Source organism: uncultured Sulfitobacter sp. (genome assembly GCF_947500075.1).
Classification (GTDB): Bacteria; Pseudomonadota; Alphaproteobacteria; order Rhodobacterales; family Rhodobacteraceae; genus Sulfitobacter.
In genome coordinates this window covers 320,120-333,718 of record NZ_CANMQS010000003.1, presented here as the reverse complement: position 1 = coordinate 333,718, position 13,599 = coordinate 320,120, and the positions used below count along the sequence as shown (strand labels likewise).

Below are 13,599 nucleotides of genomic sequence, written 5' to 3'. Positions count from 1 at the left end.
AACCCGCGTATGTACGTCTTCACGCCCCCCGCCCAGGCCAGCCTTGCCGTTGCCGGAACGTCAGACCGCTTCCCCGTGCGGCGCATCTTCTGCGTGGGCCGCAACTACGCCGCACATGCCCGCGAGATGGGCAAAGACCCGGATCGTGAAGCCCCGTTTTTCTTCACCAAACCCGCTGATGCCGCTTTGGATACCCCCTGCACCGTGCCCTATCCGCCCTTGACCGAAGACCTTCATTACGAGATCGAACTGGTCATCGCCATTGGCAAAGGTGGCTCTAACGTGAGCGAAAACGACGTGATGGAGCATGTCTGGGGCGCCTCCGTCGGCGTCGATCTGACCCGCCGTGACCTGCAAGCGGAGGCCAAGGAGGCAGGCCGTCCGTGGGATTGGGCAAAGGCCTTTGACAAATCCGCGCCCATCGCGCCCATCGTACCGATTTCAGATGTCACGAGTGTGGAGCAAGGCCGCATCTGGCTCGCTGTGAATGGCGAGACCCGGCAGGACGCGGACCTGTCTGATCTCATCTGGTCCGTGCGCGAACATGTCTCGATCCTGTCGCAGGCAATGGAGCTGGCGCCCGGTGATATCATCATGACAGGCACCCCGGCGGGGGTCGGCGCGGTCAGCCCCGGTGACGTGATTACCGGCGGTGTCGACGGGATCGGCACGCTTGAGGTGAAAATCGGCCCTAAATAGGATGTTTGGCGGTGAACGTGGTCACATGGTGCGCGACGTCCTCTGTCGCGTCCCAAACCACAGAATGACCCGCACCTTTTAACCAATGCTCCGTCAGGTTGGGCAGCGGTGCGAACCCCGGTTGCGCGGCGGCGGGTGGGACAAGCACGTCTTCCTCACCGTAGAGCACCTGCACCGGCAGCGTGAGCGTCGTCAGATCCGCCACCAGCCGCATGCCTTTGAACATCGCGATCTGGTGCTTCATTGCCGCAAGGCTTTGCGCATGCGGGTAGGCCAACGCGGCTTCAACCGTCAAAGCTGCCGTCTCGGGCGCTTCAAAGAACGCCGATCCGAAGATCCATGGATAGAGCGCGCGCAGCCAAAGCGTCTCTCCCTCCGGCCCCTCACGCACGGCGGTCAAAGCGTCGAAAACGCCCGCAATCCGGGGCATCCGCACACGGCCCGATGCCATGATCGACAGCGTCGCCACGCGCGCGGGTGCAACCCCTGCAATCTCCAGCCCCATTAGGCCGCCCATCGAATGTCCGGCGATGTGAAACCGGTCAAACCCCAGATGATCCATCACCGCCAGCGCATCCGCCACCATCACAGCCATATCCACCGGCGCATCCCACGGCACCGTGCGCCCGGTGGCTCGATTATCGACCCTAACAACAGTATAGTTGGGTAAGAGAGGCACCAACGGCGCCCATGTCGCACTGTCACTCAGCATCCCCGCCAGCAACAGGACAGGTGGCCCGTTCCCCTCGATCTCATAGTGCAGGGATACACCGTCGCGCACCAGGTCAGGCATTCAGCTCACTCCATGTTTGCAAAAGATCTCCCGCCGCCGGGGTTGCGGCATAGACTCCCCGTGCAATCGCCCGGCTCAGACACAGAGCGGCAGCATGACCGATTAACGTTACATCACCCGCATTGTGCCGCGCCGTCGTTGCCGCAAACACCAGATCGCCGTCATGGGGCGTATGCGCAGGCACCGTCGCGCGACCAATCCCGTCATGCGCGGCGACCGCGACGCGTTGGCATTCGGCCTTGGTCAGGGTGGCATCGGTGGCAACGATCGCAATGGTCGTATTCTCCCGCATCGACATCGCATCGCGCTTGCGGTTCTCCGTGCTCAACCCCAGACCGCTGGCGGTGTCCGGTCCGAATCCGCCAAATTCATCGCCCATCTCGAATGGAGCTGCGTAGAAATGCCTGTCTCCCGGCGTGGTGACAGACCCCACCGGATTGACCCCGACCAGCGCCCCTACTGTGCTGCCATCCGGCAAGGTCAGAGAGGCGGAGCCAAGCCCACCTTTCATCATCGCCGTCATCGCCCCGGTGCCGGCACCGACGCTGCCAATCTCAAACACCTCCGCCGCCGCATCAAACGCCGCCCGCCCAAGCGCGCGGTACGGGTTGTGATCCCAGCCCTTGTCCCCGCCATTGAGCAAATCGAACAAGATCGCCCCTGGAACCAGCGGGATCTGCGCAGGGCCAACCGCAAATCCCCGCCCCGTCGCGCGCAAGCCATCGACAACGCCAGAGCAGGCATCCAGCCCAAAGGCCGATCCGCCGGACAACACCAACGCATCAACCGCCGCCACGCTTTTATCCGGCGCCAGCAAATCCGTCTCCCGTGTGCCAGGGGCACCCCCCATGACATGTACCGAGGCGGTGAAGGGCGCGTCGGAGGTCAGCACCGTGCTCCCCGATTTCAACAGGGCATCCTGTGCATTGCCCACCAGAATACCCGGCACATCGGTGATCAAATTGCGTGCTCCCGGTCCCATTTCAGAGCCTCGGCTTGGCGGCGGCGGTTGCCGGATCGCCTGTATTAGGCTCTCCTTTCGGCTCTATCAGCAGGACTTCGCATTCCTGATCGGCACGTGGTCGGTGGGTCACGCCACGCGGCACGACGAACACCTCTCCGGCTTTCACCGGATGCGACGCTCCTTCCAGATCCATCATCATCTCCCCCTTCAACACGAGGAAGAAATCATCGGTGTCCTCATGCAGATGAAAGGGGAATTCCCCCTGAAACTTCACCACCATCACATCGTTGTCGTTGTAGTCAGCCACCACATGCGGGTCCCAAAGGGTGCTGATCTGGCTCAGCTTCTGCGCGAGGTTGATGGGGGTCATGGCGGCTCCTTCCAGCATTCAACGCCACTCTGCTGTGCCCCCGCCCGGTTGGCAATTCCCGATCCGCGCTTTACCTCCCTTGCCATGTCCAAACCCCGTTTCATCGGTCATGAGATTTTCCGCCATTCCAGCTATGGCCGCTGGCACCCCCTACGGGTGCCGCGGGTGTCGACGGTGATGGACCTCTCCCGTGCGTTGGGCTGGTTACCGTCAGAGCAGTTCATCACCTCCCCCCGTGCCAAGCCGAATGCGCTGCGCAACTGGCACACGCCTGCGTATCTGGATGCGCTGCAACGGGTGGAGCAGACGCAAACCGCGACTGATATCGACAGGCAAAGGCACGACATCGGCAGTGTCACGAACCCGGTCTATCCTGAGATTTTCAGCCGTCCTGCCACCGCTGCCGGCGGGTCGATCCTTGCCGGGGAGCTGCTGCGCGACGGTGGCGTGATCTACAATCCGCCCGGTGGCACGCACCATGGCATGCCTGACCGGGCAAACGGGTTTTGCTATCTCAATGATCCTGTGCTGGCGATGCTCAGCCTGCGCCATCAGGGTGTGCAGCGGATCGCTTACGTGGATATTGACGCGCATCATCCTGACGGGGTGGAGGAAGGGTTCGGCGGTGATCCCGATTGCCTGATGATTTCAACCCACCAGGCAGGGCTATGGCCGCGCACGGGCGTGCTGGAGGACGATGGCGGCGGAAATGCGTTCAACCTGCCGGTGCCGCGTGGCCTGAACGACAGCGAAATGGCCTTTATCAGAGACGAGTTGATCCTTCCCCAGGTTCAGAGATTTGCACCTGACGCGATTGTTTTGCTGTGCGGTGCAGACGCGGTTGAAGAGGACCCACTATCCCGTTTGTCGCTCTCCAACAACGCCCATTGGGATGTGTTGCGGGGGTTGATGGGCTTGGCGCCACGTCTGTTGGTGTTGGGCGGCGGGGGGTACAATCCTTGGTCTGTGGGCCGGCTTTGGACGGGGGTGTGGGGCATCCTGAACGGGCATGAAGCGCCCGACCATTTGCCTTCCGCCGCCGAAGCGGTGCTGCGCGCCTTGCGGTTTGATGGCAACCGACGGGGCAAAAACCCGCCGGAACACTGGTTCACCACCCTGCGTGATGCCCCGCGCGAGGGGCCTGTGCGGCATGAGGTGCAGGCCGGTGTCCGATACCTGAACGCCCGCCAAATGCGTCTGTCGTAGCACTTCCACGATTGATCCCTGCGGCAACCCGCGCTATCTCCGCGCCTTTCGGCAAGGGAGTGGTGGTATGGGACAGGTTCTGGGCATTGATTTCGGCACGTCCAATTCCGCCGTCGGGGTCAGCGTGGATGGCAAACCCCACCTGATAGAAATGGAGTCGGGCCAGCAAACCCTACCCACTGCCGTGTTCTTTGATTTTGAGGAACAGCGGGTGATCTATGGCACCGCCGCGCAGCGGGCCTTGATTGACGGGGAGGAGGGGCGGTACATGCGCGCGCTGAAGTCCTTGTTAGGGACTGGTTTGATGCGCGAAAGCCGTCTGTTGCTGGGGAAGCGCACGGATTTCATCGGCATCGTCGGCACCTTCCTTGCAGAACTGAAACGCCGCGCGGAAGCGGCGACGGGCGAGACGTTTGACCGTGCCCTGTCGGGGCGCCCGGTGTTGTTCCACAGCGCTGATGAAAAGCGCAACGCGCAGGCGTTGATCGATCTCAAGGATTGTTACGCCGCCGCGGGGTTTGACGATGTCCGCTTCCTTCCCGAACCCGAAGCCGCCGCTTTGGCCGCACGTGCGGCTCTCACGCCCGGAGATCTGGGGTTGGTCGTGGACATCGGCGGCGGTACGTCAGATTTCACGCTCTTCCGTCAAAAGGGTGCGCGCCAGATCGAGATTCTGCGCAGCAACGGTTTGCGGCTGGGGGGCACTGATTTCGACAAGGAACTCAGCCTTGCGCATGTCATGCCGCATCTGGGCCGTGGCACGCCGATCCGGCATGAATTTGGCGATCAGACCCATATCGCACCGAACAAGATTTTTGCCGATCTTGCGACCTGGCAGAAAATCCCCTTTCTCTATGCCGCAGATACCCGCCGCGCGGCAAAGGACCTGGCCCAGTATGCGGTTGAGGCGAACCGCTTGCAGCGGTTGGTAAAGGTGCTGGAGGACGAATTGGGCCATGATCTGGCCTTTGCGGTGGAAGCAGGCAAGATGATGGCCAACAATCCCGCCGCGACCGCGCCGCCGGAGATCAACCTGGGGATTCTTGAAAAGGGCATCCGGCTGCCCTTGCCTGCACCGATGATGGCCGCGACACTTGCGCAGGGTGCAGCGCAGATCGCCCAGACCGCAGAAGAAACCGTGGTGCAGGCCGGGTTGAAACAGAACGACGTGACCAAGCTGGTGTTCGTTGGAGGGTCCAGCCTGATGGCAGTTGTGGGCGATGCGTTGAAACGGCAGTTTCCGGATGCAGAGATACACCGTACTTCCGCGCTCACCGGTGTGGTGGATGGTCTGGCGCTGGCGGCAGAACACGCCTTTGCATAGACCCTATTCAGGGGTTTTGGGCAGCAGAAGCGTTTCTAACGCGGCACCCATGACACAGGCGGAATCCACCATATCGTCGATCCCGATGTACTCATCCGGTTTATGCGCCAGTTCCAGGATGCCGGGGCCATAGGCGATGCAGTTCTTCAGCTTTCCGATCCGGTCGATGTGCTTTTGATCGTAGGAACCGGGGGAGGCCACATATTCTGGCGGCTTGCCGATCACGTCTTCGATGGCCCGGTGCACCGTCTGCACCACGGGCGCGGCCTTGTCTGTCATCGACGGCAGAACCGAATTGAGCTCCGTCAGCTCATACTCGAAATCCGGGCGCGTCTCGCGCAGCCCTTCGAGCAAACCGGTCACCTCCGCGCGCACATCTTCCAGTGATTCCTCCACCAGAAACCGCCGATCAATCGTGATGCGGCAACTGTCTGGCACGCAGTGGGCAGGCAATCCGTCAAAATCCTCATGTTGTTCCCTTTGCCCGCCGTGGATCGAGTTGATGTTCATCGTCGATTGCCGCGCACCTTCAGGCACCACAGGCATTTCGGTGAAGCGTGTCGCCATTGCGGGGTAGAGTTTGTCTTCAAATTCCGACAACACCGCCCCCATATGCCGGACCGCGCAGTCACCAAGGAAGGGCATTGAGCCGTGGGCGATCTCTCCCTTTGTCTCAATTTCAGCCCACCAGCCGCCCCGGTGGCCCAGACAAATGCGATCCTTGTTCAGGGGTTCGGGGATGATGACATGCTGCACGCGGGCAGGGTCGAAAAAGCCCTGCTCCGCCAGATAGGCAACCCCGCCATAGCCACCGGATTCCTCATCCGCCGTACCGGAGATTTCAATACTGCCTGCGAAGGCCGAATGCGTCTCTAAAAAGGCTTCAGCGGCAATGATGGATGCGGCGAGCCCGCCTTTCATGTCGCAGGTGCCGCGGCCGTAGATCTTGCCGTCCGACACGGCTGCACCGAAAGGATCAAACGTCCAGCCGGCGCCAACCTCAACCACATCCGTATGGCTGTTGAAATGCACGCATTCGCCGGGCTGGGTCCCGTCCCGGCGGGCCACAATGTTCCAGCGCGGGAACTTCTCACTGTCGCCGGGCGTTCCATGGGCACGGATCAACTGCGTCTCAAACCCGTGAGCGCGGAACCTTTTGTCGAGGTATTCGCAGATCAGACGATAATCCTGACCGGGCGGGTTCAACGTCGGGATGCGGATCAGGTCTTGCGTCAAAGCAATCAGATCATCGCGTTTCGCAGCGATGGCGCGGGAGAGAGATGTTGTCATGCGCGCCATTTTGTCTAAGGCAGGGTGTATTGCAAGGTATGGATTGGTGCATCACCCTGTTGCGTGATGCGCCCCTTGGACGGCAGACGGCTTAAGAAGATATACGACCGTTGGAACGAGTAGAAAAGGCAACCCATGCACACTCCGCCCCCACAGACCTACGTTGCGCAATACTGGCAAGCGTTGAAATCCACGGTCACCCATATTTCTGACAACAACATTTCGCTGGTGTCTGCGGGGGTTGCGTTCTTTGTGATGCTGTCCCTGTTTCCCGCATTGGCTGCGTTCATTGCCCTGCTTGGTCTGATCCTTGATCCGGTGGTTGTCCTCGCCCAGTTGGAAGAACTGCGCGGCCTGTTGCCAGCAGACGTGTATGACATCATCAACACCCAGATCACCAGTCTGGTGACGGCACGCAGTGACACGCTCGGGTGGGCAGGTGCACTGTCGATCCTGTTTGCCCTGTGGTCTGCGCGGGCCGGGGTGGGTGCATTGATGGTTGGGCTGAACGAAGTCTACAACACCAAGAACCGCAGTGCCGCATATCACTATCTGCGGGCCTTGATGTTGACGATCATTCTGGTGGTGGTTGGCATCGTTGCCCTGATCACGCAAGTGGTCACGCCGGTCTTGCTTGCGTTCTTCCCGCTTGGCACCTTCAGCACGCTGATCATTGATGTGCTGCGGTGGGGGATCACCATTGCCGTTTTGCTGGGCGCGACGGGGATGCTTTACCGCTACGGGGCGAACCGGCGGGGACAGGCGTTCCAATGGCTTTCGCCCGGTGCCCTTCTTGCGATTGGCCTTTGGGTCGTCGTCTCCATCGGGTTTTCTTATTACGTGGCCAACTTCGGCAATTACAACGAAGTCTATGGGTCCATCGGCGCAGTGATTGCGATGCTGATCTGGCTCTGGATCAGCAGCTTTCTCGTTCTGATCGGGGGGTCGCTGAACGCGCAGCTTGATCTGCAACGGTCAAAAGCGCGTTCTGCGCAAGACAATCAGCCATGAAATAGGGCTTCGGAAAATGCGCCGAAGCCCCTTGATAGAGCCTAAGTGAGTCTCAGGCGTTCAAGGTTTCGGTAGATGAAAAGAACATTGCCTGGGATACAGAGGACATCACCTGATCAACCGAATAGGGCTTGGAGATCAGGAATGCGGGTTCTGGTTTGTCCCCGGTCAGCAAACGTTCAGGGAAAGCGGTGATAAAGATCACGGGCCGCCCGCCGTGCTCTGACAGAATGTCGTTCACGGCATCAATGCCGGATGAATTGTCAGCCAGCTGAATGTCCGCCAGCACCAGATCCGGGACATCGGACCGCGCCAATTCGACCGCTTCTGCGCGGGTGCGCGCGACGCCGGTGATGCGATGACCCATCTCGGCCACGATGGATTCCAGATCCATTGCGATGATCGCTTCATCTTCGATGATAAGGACGGATCCGGCGGTGTTCTCGCTCATCTCGCGGCGGGCAACGGCCACCAGTTCTTCCGCTTCCGCTTGGGTGACGCCGATGATGGTTGCGATCTCGGTGAAGGAGAACCCTTCGACCGTGTGCAACAGCAGCGCTTCGCGGCTGTTGTTGGTCAGGCTCGCCAACCGACGCTGCGCTTTGGCGCGCGCGCCGCTTTCGCCCGCTTCAACAGGCGCACCGGCGCTCGCCCAGATCCCGTAGAGCACCTTGAAGAGCCCGGTTCGTGGATCAACCCCGTCCAGGACAGACCGATCCGCCAGGATCGCCTCAAGGGACGCCGCAGCGAAGGTGTCACCACTCTGCTGGCTTCCGGTCATTGCCCGCGCAAATCGGCGCAGATAGGGTATATTCTCTCCCAATGCGTCGCTGATATTATTGTGTTCAGAGCCGTCACTCATCAGAGGTGTCCTTTTTTTCTGATCTTGGGAACTAAACCCTGTGTGACAGCGTTTAGTTCCAAACCGTGCTCAATTATTTGTGCAGATCGACCTGACCTTAGAAGGTGAACTGGTGAAGAACGCAAACAAGATAAATCAGGATCGCGTGATCGAAGAGAACCTCAAGCGGGTCTTTGATGAAACGCTGGAAGAAGGCATTCCAGATCGGTTCAAGAGCCTTCTGAGCCAGCTCAAGCAACAGGATGCTGAGCAAGGCTCCTCCAAATGAGTGATCTGGATCCACGCGACGAACTGGTGGATCACCTGCCCGCCATGCGTGCCTTTGCCATCAGCCTGACCCGAAACGCTGCCACCGCTGACGATATGGTGCAGGACACACTTGTCAAAGCCTGGACGAATATCGAAAAGTTCGAGGTTGGGACAAACATGCGCGCGTGGCTGTTCACCATTCTGCGCAACACATATTATTCCTCACGCCGCAAATCCAAACGGGAAGTCGCTGACGTCGATGGCACCTTCACGGAGAATGTGGCGGAAAAACCGGCGCATGACGGGCACATGCAGATGGCCGATTTCCGAAAGGCGCTGGGCACCCTTCCCGATGAGCAGCGCGAGGCATTGCTGTTGGTTGGGGCTTCGGGCTTTTCTTATGAAGAAGCGGCACAGATGTGTGGCGTCGCCGTTGGCACGATCAAAAGCCGCACCAACCGGGCGCGGGCGCAACTTGCTGAACTGTTGGGGCACACGGATGACGACACGATGGAACTGACAGACGATGCAACGATGTCTGTCCTCTCTGCATCAAAAGTGGCGTCCTTCTGATTTATGACACGCGGTTTTTTCCCCGGCGCCTTGTTCCGTGGGCTGGCCCTGCGGGTCCTGTTTTTTCTGTCCTTGGCTTTGTTGCCCATCGGATTGATCGCAATTGTCCAGACGCAGCAGTTGTCCCAGCAGACCCAGACCAATGCCGAACTGTCGCTTTTGGCAGTGACGGAACAGGCTTCCTTTGCCGAGACAGAGATCTTGCAGGAGGCTTTTGGCGCGGCTGAGACCTTGGGCCCTGTGGTCAAACTGATGCACGACGACCCAGAGCGCTGTTCCGAGTTTCTGGGTGCCTACAAAGAAGCCTCCGCCATCTACAGCCTTGTCGGGTTCATTGCCGCCGACGGCATCATGACCTGTTCGTCTGCGGATGCGCCGTTTGATTTCTCATCTGATCCCGAATTCCTGGCGATGAAGGAAAACCCCCGGCGGCAGGCAAGCTCGACCAGCAATGGGTCGCTTTCCCGCCGCCCTGTCACCGTGGTCAGCTTGCCGGTTTTCAAGGCGCGGGAATTCGTCGGCGCGGTTTTCATCTCTATCCCGTTCACGGCATTCGACAATCTGGACAAGCCGGAACTGCCCCGCAATCCCGTGGCGCTGCTCACGTTCAATCAACGCGGAGAGATTCTGACATCCGATCATGCGCTGGACATCAACGAAGCCGAAGTGCCGCCTGACATTGCCTTGTCGCTGTTCACCGGGGATCAGCGGATCGTTTTTCGGGCAGCGAACAAGAACGGCATTGAGCGCGCTTACGCCATCCAGCCGATCGTGCGCGACGTGGCCTATGCGATGAGCGTCTGGCCAACGGACACGCCGTTTCTACAAACCGACCTCACCGCACGGGCCGCAGCGATGCTGCCGATTGTGATGTGGGCGGCCAGTCTGGTGGTGGCCTTTTGGGCGCTGAACCGTCTGGCGATCCGCCACATCCGCAAACTGGGCCGCCAGATGCGGCGCTTTGCCCTGAACCGGACCCTGCCGAGCAAGACACTGGGGTACGGCGTGCCAACCGAACTGGTTGATATGGAATCCGCCTTCATCGAGATGGGCGAATCCATCTTGCGCGATGAAGCAACGCTCGAAGACAGTTTGCGGGAAAAGAACATCCTGCTTAAGGAAGTGCATCACCGGGTGAAGAACAACCTGCAACTGATTTCATCCATCATGAACATGCAGATCAGACAGGCGAAAACAGCCGACGCCAGCTTTGTGTTGCGCCGTTTGCAGGACCGCATTCTCAGCCTCGCAACGGTGCACAAGAACCTCTACCAGAACGACAACCTTGAACGGGTTGAGGCAAAGGCCCTGCTACAGGAAATTGTCGGGCAATTGCTGTCAGTGGGGCTCGCACCCGGCTCTAACGTGGCCATTTCGCAGGATTATGCCACGGTCAGCCTGGACGCGGATGACGCCGCCCCGCTGACGCTTCTGGTGTCTGAGGCGCTGACAAATGCGTTGAAGTACATTCCGCAGAATCCCGAAACGCCCAAGAAGATTTCGATCCAACTGACATCAAGTGCCCCGGAACTGGCTGAACTGACAATCGTCAACACCGTTGGTGGCGCGCCGGTGGAAGAGGGAACCGGACTTGGCTCAAAGCTGATCCTTGCCTTTGCCCGCCAGTTGAACGGACAGGTCGATGTCAATGACGACGGAGAGCTTTACACCCTGCGCATCGTCTTTCCCGTGCCACTGCAACGCAAGCAAATCCTCGATTATTGATGCGGCACTATGGCGTCGGTGCCGCACCTTCAGATTTATTCGAATTTTTTTGATGTCACGTGGAACTGACAGGTTGTTGCGTGTGTTGACACATTGAATGGCGACAACGAAAGGACGCCCCATGCCCGTCGAAATCTTTCTTGGGGGCTTGGCCAGTCTGACCTTGGCAGCGATACTCATCGTTGTCTTGACGTCCTCGCGGCGGGAGAGCTTTCCCGAAAGTCGCGGTACGAAAAAGGACAGTGCGTCAAAACGCAAAAGGTCGGATCGCTAGGTCCACCCCGATACAGCCTGATCCTGAAACGGGTCAGGCTGTTTCATTTTCAGAAGGTCGGCGGGGTGCAGGCGCTCACCACCACACAGGTTTCGTCAGAAGTGTTGCGAAACCGATGGGGCAGGCGGCTGTCAAAAAGGTAGCCGTCCCCGGCATTCAGGGTAGAGGTTTGCCCATCCACGGTCACATCGATTGCGCCGCGCACGACAATACCGGCTTCCTCGCCCTCATGGCTGATGGCTTCGGGGCCGGTGTCTGCACCGGGGGGATAGGTTTCATGCAGCACCTGTAGCGCATGATGTTCGGCTTTGCCCAATTGCCGAAGGGATACCGCGCCATCCCCGCCTGGGGTGATTTCAGTGAATTCATGGGCCTTGTAAAAGACCTTGGGTGTTTCCGTGTCTTCAAACGTTGAAAAGAACTCAGCCATGCTGATCGGAATCGCATCCAGCAAGGATTTCAACGAAGCGACAGAGGGGCTTGTGCGGTTCGCCTCAATCAGGGAGATGGTGCCGTTGGTCAAACCGGCCTTCGCAGCCAGTTCACGCTGCGACAATCCACGTTCCTTGCGGATGGATTTCAGCTTCGCTCCGATATCCAAGTCCTTACTCCCGCCAAAAACCGCGTTCTTCCGTATCTGTGATCCCGTTGAAGGAAAAAGACAATCCTGATGGCGTAACGCTGTGTTTCGCTTACAACGCAAAATCGCAATTGACAATTATATTAAACGCCATGATAGGATTTTAAACGCGCCCTTTGTGCGCCCTTATCGCATTGGTCTTAAAGGAACCCCTCAGATGTCCAATACCGTGAAAAAACCGCGCCGCAAGGCCGCCCCGAAGAAAACCGCTGCCAAAACGCAGGCGGCTGTCGAAACGCTCGCCTCTGTTGCCGCCACCGCTGCGGATCAAACCAACGCACAACTGATCGCCCGCCGGGAGGCCGCCGTGCCCCGCGGTGTCGCTTCTGCTGCACCGATCTATGCCAAATACGCCGAAAACGCTGAGATGTGGGATGTCGAAGGCAACCGCTACATCGATTTCTGCGGCGGCATCGGCGTGCTGAACACCGGCCACCGTCACCCCAAGGTGATCGAAGCGGCCAAGGCGCAGGAAGATCACTACACCCACACCTCCTTTCAGGTTGTGCCCTATGCGCCCTACATCGAGCTGGCTGAGCGCCTGAATGCGCTGGCCCCCGGTGATGCGGCCAAAAAGACGCTGCTGGTGACAACCGGTGCCGAAGCGGTGGAAAACGCGGTGAAGATCGCCCGCGCCGCCACCGGCCGCCCTGGTGTGATCGCCTTCACAGGCGGCTATCACGGCCGGACGCTGCTGACGCTGGGCATGACGGGCAAGGTTTCTCCCTACAAGAAGGGCGTTGGCCCCTTCCCGGCGGATGTCTTCCGTGCGCCGTTCCCCTCCACCCGCGATGGGATCACTGTGGAGGACGCGATCACCGGCCTGAAGAACCTGTTCCTGACGGATGCCGAACCCTCCCGCATCGCCTGCATGATTATTGAACCCGTGCTGGGCGAGGGTGGCTACACCCCTGTGCCATTCGAGATGATGCAGCAATTGCGCGCCATCTGTGATGAACACGGCATTCTGTTGATTGCGGATGAAGTGCAGGCAGGTTTTGGCCGCACCGGCAAGTGGTTCGCGGTTGAACACTCCGGCGTGGTGCCGGACCTGATTACCGTGGCGAAGTCCATGGCGGGCGGCTACCCCCTCGCTGGCGTGATTGGCCGCGCGGATGTGATGGACGCGATGGACCCCGGCGGTCTGGGCGGCACCTATGGCGGCAATCCCGTTGCTTGCGCCGCAGCGCTCGCTGCCATCGACGCGATTGAAGACGAAGCCTTGCTGGCCCGTTCCACCGCAATGGGGGAGATGCTGAAAACGCGCTTCGCTGAGATTGGCGCACGGTCCGCCCCGTTCCGCTTCTGGGACATTCGCGGTCTGGGTGCGATGGTCGCGGTTGAGTTTGTGACCGACTTTGACAGCGCCACGCCCGATGCGGCGTTTACCAAGCGGGTGATTGCCAATGCGCTCAAGCGCGGTCTGTTGCTGCTGAGCTGTGGCATGCACGGCAACGCGCTGCGGGTGATGGTGCCGCTGACCGCGTCGGACGCGATTGTCGAAGAGGGCATGGCCATTTTCGAGGCCGCCGTGGTGGAGGCTGTTGCCGAAGGCGCGTAAGCGTTCCACCCACAAAGACAGGAAAAAGGGCGCGCCAATCTTGGTGCGCCCTTTCTTT

Annotated in this window: 14 protein-coding genes; 8 read left to right on the top strand and 6 right to left on the bottom strand. The window is 59.7% G+C overall.

Translation table 11 applies throughout. From position 1 onward, the window contains the following. The first annotated feature begins 9 nt into the window (after window positions 1–9). Window positions 10–699, top strand: coding sequence for a fumarylacetoacetate hydrolase family protein (locus tag Q1A91_RS11495; RefSeq protein WP_299877009.1), 690 nt, complete (start codon window positions 10–12; stop codon window positions 697–699). On the opposite strand, the gene Q1A91_RS11490 is transcribed toward Q1A91_RS11495, so the two are convergent. Genes Q1A91_RS11490 through Q1A91_RS11480 form a run of 3 tightly spaced genes read right to left on the bottom strand, consistent with a single transcriptional unit; the run spans window position 692 to window position 2,826 of the window. Beyond that, window positions 692–1,492, bottom strand: coding sequence for an alpha/beta hydrolase (locus Q1A91_RS11490; protein ID WP_299877006.1), 801 nt, complete (start codon window positions 1,490–1,492; stop codon window positions 692–694). The genes Q1A91_RS11495 and Q1A91_RS11490 overlap by 8 nt on opposite strands. Then, entirely contained in the window at window positions 1,485–2,474 is a 990-nt protein-coding gene (locus Q1A91_RS11485) for a P1 family peptidase (RefSeq protein ID WP_299877003.1), read from the bottom strand. The genes Q1A91_RS11490 and Q1A91_RS11485 overlap by 8 nt, the downstream gene beginning before the upstream one ends. A gap of 1 nt (window position 2,475) precedes the next feature. Further along, on the bottom strand, window positions 2,476–2,826 hold the full coding sequence (locus Q1A91_RS11480; RefSeq protein ID WP_299877000.1) for a cupin domain-containing protein: 351 nt from the start codon (window positions 2,824–2,826) through the stop codon (window positions 2,476–2,478). Window positions 2,827–2,910: 84 nt separating this feature from the next. Here Q1A91_RS11480 and Q1A91_RS11475 point away from each other — a divergent pair, with 84 nt between their 5' ends. Both Q1A91_RS11475 and Q1A91_RS11470 read left to right on the top strand, forming a co-directional pair. Next, window positions 2,911–4,032, top strand: a complete 1,122-nt coding sequence (locus tag Q1A91_RS11475; protein WP_299876998.1) for an acetoin utilization protein AcuC — start codon at window positions 2,911–2,913, stop codon at window positions 4,030–4,032. Window positions 4,033–4,099: 67 nt separating this feature from the next. Further along, a complete protein-coding gene (locus Q1A91_RS11470) occupies window positions 4,100–5,356 on the top strand; it encodes an Hsp70 family protein (protein ID WP_299876995.1) in 1,257 nt (418 codons plus the stop codon). A gap of 3 nt (window positions 5,357–5,359) precedes the next feature. Here Q1A91_RS11470 and Q1A91_RS11465 read toward each other — a convergent pair whose 3' ends face one another. After that, the gene (locus tag Q1A91_RS11465; protein ID WP_299876992.1) at window positions 5,360–6,646 is read right to left on the bottom strand and encodes an acetylornithine deacetylase/succinyl-diaminopimelate desuccinylase family protein; all 1,287 of its coding nucleotides are present in this window, start codon (window positions 6,644–6,646) and stop codon (window positions 5,360–5,362) included. Window positions 6,647–6,781: 135 nt separating this feature from the next. Here Q1A91_RS11465 and Q1A91_RS11460 point away from each other — a divergent pair, with 135 nt between their 5' ends. Further along, window positions 6,782–7,657 carry a YihY/virulence factor BrkB family protein gene (locus Q1A91_RS11460; protein WP_299876988.1) on the top strand — a complete coding sequence of 292 codons (876 nt, stop codon included), beginning with the start codon at window positions 6,782–6,784 and terminating at the stop codon, window positions 7,655–7,657. A gap of 52 nt (window positions 7,658–7,709) precedes the next feature. Here Q1A91_RS11460 and Q1A91_RS11455 read toward each other — a convergent pair whose 3' ends face one another. Then, the gene (locus tag Q1A91_RS11455; protein WP_299876985.1) at window positions 7,710–8,519 is read right to left on the bottom strand and encodes a response regulator; all 810 of its coding nucleotides are present in this window, start codon (window positions 8,517–8,519) and stop codon (window positions 7,710–7,712) included. Between the two features lie 79 nt (window positions 8,520–8,598). Here Q1A91_RS11455 and Q1A91_RS11450 point away from each other — a divergent pair, with 79 nt between their 5' ends. The 3 genes from Q1A91_RS11450 to Q1A91_RS11440 are packed head-to-tail and all read left to right on the top strand — an operon-like array spanning window position 8,599 to window position 11,066. Next, window positions 8,599–8,787, top strand: coding sequence for a NepR family anti-sigma factor (locus Q1A91_RS11450; RefSeq protein WP_367278669.1), 189 nt, complete (start codon window positions 8,599–8,601; stop codon window positions 8,785–8,787). Continuing rightward, window positions 8,784–9,341, top strand: coding sequence for an RNA polymerase sigma factor (locus Q1A91_RS11445; RefSeq protein ID WP_299876982.1), 558 nt, complete (start codon window positions 8,784–8,786; stop codon window positions 9,339–9,341). The genes Q1A91_RS11450 and Q1A91_RS11445 overlap by 4 nt, the downstream gene beginning before the upstream one ends. 3 nt (window positions 9,342–9,344) lie before the next feature. Then, window positions 9,345–11,066: a sensor histidine kinase gene (locus Q1A91_RS11440; RefSeq protein ID WP_299876979.1), complete on the top strand. Its 1,722-nt coding sequence runs from the start codon at window positions 9,345–9,347 to the stop codon at window positions 11,064–11,066. A 323-nt stretch (window positions 11,067–11,389) separates the two neighbouring features. Here Q1A91_RS11440 and Q1A91_RS11435 read toward each other — a convergent pair whose 3' ends face one another. Then, the gene (locus Q1A91_RS11435; RefSeq protein ID WP_299876976.1) at window positions 11,390–11,941 is read right to left on the bottom strand and encodes a cupin domain-containing protein; all 552 of its coding nucleotides are present in this window, start codon (window positions 11,939–11,941) and stop codon (window positions 11,390–11,392) included. Window positions 11,942–12,137: 196 nt separating this feature from the next. On the opposite strand from Q1A91_RS11435, the gene gabT reads away from it, so the two are divergent. Then, the gene (gene gabT / locus Q1A91_RS11430; RefSeq protein WP_299876973.1) at window positions 12,138–13,541 is read left to right on the top strand and encodes a 4-aminobutyrate--2-oxoglutarate transaminase; all 1,404 of its coding nucleotides are present in this window, start codon (window positions 12,138–12,140) and stop codon (window positions 13,539–13,541) included. Window positions 13,542–13,599: the final 58 nt, after the last annotated feature.

Bases quoted from the DNA above. Each gene is read 5' to 3' on its own strand.
- Q1A91_RS11495 (WP_299877009.1), top strand. From the start codon at position 10: ATGTACGTCTTCACGCCCCCCGCCCAGGCCAGCCTTGCCGTTGCCGGA.
- Q1A91_RS11490 (WP_299877006.1), bottom strand. From the start codon at position 1,492: ATGCCTGACCTGGTGCGCGACGGTGTATCCCTGCACTATGAGATCGAG.
- Q1A91_RS11485 (WP_299877003.1), bottom strand. From the start codon at position 2,474: ATGGGACCGGGAGCACGCAATTTGATCACCGATGTGCCGGGTATTCTG.
- Q1A91_RS11480 (WP_299877000.1), bottom strand. From the start codon at position 2,826: ATGACCCCCATCAACCTCGCGCAGAAGCTGAGCCAGATCAGCACCCTT.
- Q1A91_RS11475 (WP_299876998.1), top strand. From the start codon at position 2,911: ATGTCCAAACCCCGTTTCATCGGTCATGAGATTTTCCGCCATTCCAGC.
- Q1A91_RS11470 (WP_299876995.1), top strand. From the start codon at position 4,100: ATGGGACAGGTTCTGGGCATTGATTTCGGCACGTCCAATTCCGCCGTC.
- Q1A91_RS11465 (WP_299876992.1), bottom strand. From the start codon at position 6,646: ATGACAACATCTCTCTCCCGCGCCATCGCTGCGAAACGCGATGATCTG.
- Q1A91_RS11460 (WP_299876988.1), top strand. From the start codon at position 6,782: ATGCACACTCCGCCCCCACAGACCTACGTTGCGCAATACTGGCAAGCG.
- Q1A91_RS11455 (WP_299876985.1), bottom strand. From the start codon at position 8,519: ATGAGTGACGGCTCTGAACACAATAATATCAGCGACGCATTGGGAGAG.
- Q1A91_RS11445 (WP_299876982.1), top strand. From the start codon at position 8,784: ATGAGTGATCTGGATCCACGCGACGAACTGGTGGATCACCTGCCCGCC.
- Q1A91_RS11440 (WP_299876979.1), top strand. From the start codon at position 9,345: ATGACACGCGGTTTTTTCCCCGGCGCCTTGTTCCGTGGGCTGGCCCTG.
- gabT (WP_299876973.1), top strand. From the start codon at position 12,138: ATGTCCAATACCGTGAAAAAACCGCGCCGCAAGGCCGCCCCGAAGAAA.